This window comes from Microbacterium sp. CPCC 204701 (genome assembly GCF_004010105.1).
Taxonomy (GTDB): domain Bacteria; phylum Actinomycetota; class Actinomycetes; order Actinomycetales; family Microbacteriaceae; genus Microbacterium.
In genome coordinates this window covers 1-3,943 of record NZ_RRYE01000287.1, presented here as the reverse complement: position 1 = coordinate 3,943, position 3,943 = coordinate 1, and the positions used below count along the sequence as shown (strand labels likewise).

General features: G+C 73.0%; 4 protein-coding genes. 3 read left to right on the top strand and 1 reads right to left on the bottom strand.

Annotated features, from left to right (window positions below; all coding sequences use genetic code 11):
• Together dprA and EIO58_RS14055 are read left to right on the top strand one after the other, a co-directional pair.
• Positions 1-1,052: DNA-processing protein DprA (gene dprA / locus EIO58_RS14060; protein WP_127820059.1), on the top strand; the 1,052-nt coding region annotated here is incomplete at its 5' end.
• Between the two features lie 77 nt (positions 1,053-1,129).
• Positions 1,130-2,035, top strand: a complete 906-nt coding sequence (locus EIO58_RS14055) for a tyrosine recombinase XerC (protein WP_127820058.1) — start codon at positions 1,130-1,132, stop codon at positions 2,033-2,035.
• 6 nt (positions 2,036-2,041) lie between these two features.
• Here the strand turns inward: EIO58_RS14055 and EIO58_RS14050 are convergent, their stop codons facing one another.
• Positions 2,042-2,593 carry a murein hydrolase activator EnvC family protein gene (locus EIO58_RS14050; RefSeq protein WP_240658861.1) on the bottom strand — a complete coding sequence of 184 codons (552 nt, stop codon included), beginning with the start codon at positions 2,591-2,593 and terminating at the stop codon, positions 2,042-2,044.
• A gap of 301 nt (positions 2,594-2,894) precedes the next feature.
• Between EIO58_RS14050 and rpsB the strand changes: the two genes are divergently transcribed.
• The gene (gene rpsB / locus EIO58_RS14045; protein ID WP_127820057.1) at positions 2,895-3,896 is read left to right on the top strand and encodes a 30S ribosomal protein S2; all 1,002 of its coding nucleotides are present in this window, start codon (positions 2,895-2,897) and stop codon (positions 3,894-3,896) included.
• Positions 3,897-3,943: the final 47 nt, after the last annotated feature.

The following is a 3,943-nucleotide window of genomic DNA, read 5'->3' as shown; positions in this document are numbered from 1 at the left end:
TGGCCGGGCGGGTCGTGGCCGCCGACGGCGCCGCAGGCGGCCTCGCTGCCGTTCTCGCCGGCGACCGGCCGGCCGACCTCAGCCCGCGAGAGCTCTCGGACGCCCGAAAGAGGTGGCTGCCGCGGCTGTCGGCGCAGGCTGTGGGTGACGCGCTGCGGATCGCGACGGCGCGAGGTGTGCAGCTCGTCACGCGCCGAGACCCCGACTGGCCGGATCAACTCGACGATCTAGGGCCCCATGCTCCGATGTGCCTGTGGGTGCGCGGTCGCGCCTCGGCGCTCAGTGAGCTCCGGCCCTCCGTCGCGGTGGTGGGAGCCCGCGCGGCCACCCGCTACGGCGACCATGTGGCGATGGAGATCGCCGCCGATCTCGCCGGAAGCGGCGTCCCGGTCGTGTCGGGCGGCGCGTACGGCATCGACGGTGCCGCGCATCGTGCGGCGCTCAACGTCGGCGGGCTCACGGTGGCCCTTCTGGCGGGCGGCGCCGACCGCGCGTACCCGGCAGGGCACACGCAGCTGATCGACGACATCGCCCGCACCGGCGCTGTCGTGAGCGAGGTGCCGTGCGGCTCCGCGCCGACGAAATGGCGCTTCCTCCAGCGCAACCGGCTCATCGCGGCGATCACGGATGCGACAGTCGTCGTGGAGGCCGGATGGCGCAGCGGATCGCTCAACACCGCCGGCCATGCCGCCGCCCTCTCCCGAGGGCTCGGCGCGGTCCCGGGTCCCGTCACCTCCGCCGCGTCGGCGGGATGCCACCGGCTCCTGCGCGAGTGCGGCGCCGAGTGCGTCACCAGCGGGCAGGACGTCCGGGAGTTGATCGGGCTCACGGCAGCCGCCGTCGGCGAGCGGCGCGATGCGGTGCCGGCGACGGATGACTCCGCGCGCGTGTGCGATGCGCTGAGCACGGGGGTGTGGCGCACCCCGGACGATATCGCCCGCCGGGCGGGGATGGCGGCCGACCACGTCGTGTCGATCCTCGGGCTGCTCCATCTGGAGCGTCGTGTCGAGACAGCTTCGGGCGAGTGGAGGCTCATGAGATCACCGGGATGATGCCGCGGGAGCTCCACGTCGAACGGCCTCCGGAGCGTCGCGCGCGCGCCGGGCCCGCCCCGGCGCATGCTGGACGGATGAGGATCGACGACGCCGCGACCGACTACACGCGGCACCTCGCCGAGGTCAGGCGCCTGTCGCCGGCGACGGTGCGGGCATACCGATCCGATCTGGCGAGCCTCGCCGCGGCGTGCGGAGCGGCCGTGATCGCCGACGTCGATCTCGAGCACCTCCGGGACTGGCTGTGGCAGGCGGTCCAGCGCGGCGACAGCCGGGCCACGATCGCGCGTCGCACGGCGGCCGTCCGGGGGTTCTTCGCATGGGCGGTCGAGAGCGGGCTGCTGCCCACAGACCCCAGTCTGCGCCTGGTCGCGCCCAAGCGCGGGCGCACGCTGCCGCGCGTGGCCACCGCCGACACGCTGACGGCGGTCCTCGCGCGTCTCGAGCATGCCGCCGTCGACGGCGATCCGGTGGCGCTGCGCGATCACGCCATCCTCGAACTCCTCTACGGCGCCGCGGTGCGCGTGTCGGAGCTGTGCGGCGTCGACCTCGACGACCTCGATCCCGACCGGCGCACGGTCCGCGTGGTCGGCAAGGGGTCGAAGGACCGAGTGGTGCCGTTCGGCGATCCCGCCCTGCGGGCGATCGACGCCTACCTCGTGCGGGGGCGTCCCGTCCTCGCCGCGCGTGCCGGCGGTGAGGGCCACGGTCGCGCCGTGTTCCTGGGTGTGCGTGGCGCCCGCATCGGCTCGCGCGCGGTGTACGACCTCGTCTCGCGCGAGCTCGCGCCGGAGCTGAACGCGGCCGCGGGTCCGCATGCGCTCCGGCATTCCGCCGCGACGCATCTGCTCGACGGCGGCGCCGACCTGCGCGCCGTGCAGGAGATCCTCGGCCACGCGAGCCTCGGAACGACGCAGATCTACACGCATGTGTCGAGCGAGCGGCTCGCCGCCGCGTACCGGCTCGCGCACCCGCGCGCGTGAGAGGCGTCAGCAGCAGGGCAGCAGCACCGCGCGCGGCACGCCGCCCAGGAGCAGCATCGGGTTGATGTACTCGCCCTCCAAACGCACACCGAAGTGCAGCACGCCGGGATCCGTGTGACCGCCGAGCGCGACCGTCCCCACCGCGGCGCCTCGCTCGACGCCCGCTCCCGCGACGAGTTCGGACGCGATCGGCTCGAGGGTCGTCACGAGCCCGCCGCCGTGGTCGATCGTCAGGATGCCGCGCCCGGCGACCTGCCCCGAGAACGCGACGATCCCCGCCGCCGGCGCCCGCACCTCAGGTGACGCGACCGGGCGAACATCGATGCCACGGTGCCCGGGTCCGTAGTCGTGGGCCGGCGCGACGAAGGCGCGATCGATCCGGAACTCGCGCACGGGCCACGCCCATCCCGCGGCGGCGAGGTCCGGCCGCTCGGGTGAGACGGTCGCACCGCTCGCCTGTGTCGCGCTGCCCACCAGCAGAGCGGATGCGGTGAGCACGGCGCCCAGGGCCATCGCCCGGCCCGAACGAGCCCACCGTCTCGACCACGCGTCCGTCATCGTCCGAGCCTTTCGCCTCGGGAGTCCTCTCCACGGCGGGACCGTCGCATCGGTGGACAAGCGCGTCTCGCGACGCGCGGGGGAGGAGGCGCGACTGGTACACTGAACCCTGCACCCCGCTCGTCGGGGTGACTCCGCGTGCCCAGAGCGCTGCATCCGCAGCGCGGCATCCACTCCCATCGGTCCTCTCGTCCGGCTACGAGCGAGGGGCGGGCGTGCGCCGGGCACCAGGCTCGCCGGCAACCCCGCCGGCAGGAACAACCGGAACAGGGCGCGAACGCGCCGGAACAGGAGAACGGCCATGGCCGTCGTCACCATCCGCCAGCTGCTCGACAGCGGCGTCCACTTCGGGCACCAGACCCGCCGCTGGAACCCGAAAGTCAAGCGCTTCATCCTCACCGAGCGCAGCGGCATCCACATCATCGACCTGCAGCAGTCGCTGACGTACATCGACAAGGCGTACGAGTTCGTCAAGGAGACGGTCGCCCACGGTGGCACGGTGCTCTTCGTCGGCACCAAGAAGCAGGCTCAGGAAGTCATCGCCGAGCAGGCGACGCGTGTCGGCCAGCCCTACGTGAACCAGCGCTGGCTCGGCGGTCTGCTCACCAACTTCTCGACCGTGTCCAAGCGCCTCGCGCGCATGAAGGAGCTCGAAGAGCTCAACTTCGACGACCCGGCGGCCAGCGGCTTCACCAAGAAGGAGCTGCTGCTCAAGAAGCGCGAGCTCGACAAGCTCCACAAGTCGCTCGGGGGCATCCGCAACCTCCAGAAGACGCCGTCGGCGATCTGGGTGGTCGACGCCAAGCGCGAGCACCTCGCGATCGACGAGGCCTCGAAGCTCGGCATCCCGGTGATCGGCATCCTCGACACCAACGCCGACCCGGACGAGTTCCAGTACCCGATCCCCGGCAACGACGACGCGATCCGTTCGGTGAGCCTGCTCACGCGCATCATCGCCGACGCCGCCGCCGAGGGCCTCATCCAGCGTCACCAGCCGACCGACGAGGCCGCAGACGCCGAGCCCCTGGCCGACTGGGAGCGCGAGCTTCTCGAGCAGGGTGCCCCCGCCACCGGTGACGCCGCCGTCTCGCAGGCCGCGACCGCGACCGAGGCCGACTCCGCCGGTGCCGCTGCGCACGACGAGGCCGTCGCCGCCGCTGCCGGCACGACCGACACAGCCGTCGCCGAGGCAGAGGCAGAGGCTTCCGCCGTCGACGCCGACGCTGCGGTCGACGCCGTCGAGGCAGCGGTCGCCGACGCGGTTGTCACCGACGCCGCCGAGCCGTCGGACGCCGACAAGTAACGGGTCTCCTCCACTGCAACGCCTCGGCAGGGTCGCGACGCGGCCCC

Excerpts from the sequence above, each read along its gene's own strand:
- EIO58_RS14050 (WP_240658861.1), bottom strand. The coding sequence starts at position 2,593 with ATGACGGACGCGTGGTCGAGACGGTGGGCTCGTTCGGGCCGGGCGATG.
- EIO58_RS14055 (WP_127820058.1), top strand. The coding sequence starts at position 1,130 with ATGAGGATCGACGACGCCGCGACCGACTACACGCGGCACCTCGCCGAG.
- rpsB (WP_127820057.1), top strand. The coding sequence starts at position 2,895 with ATGGCCGTCGTCACCATCCGCCAGCTGCTCGACAGCGGCGTCCACTTC.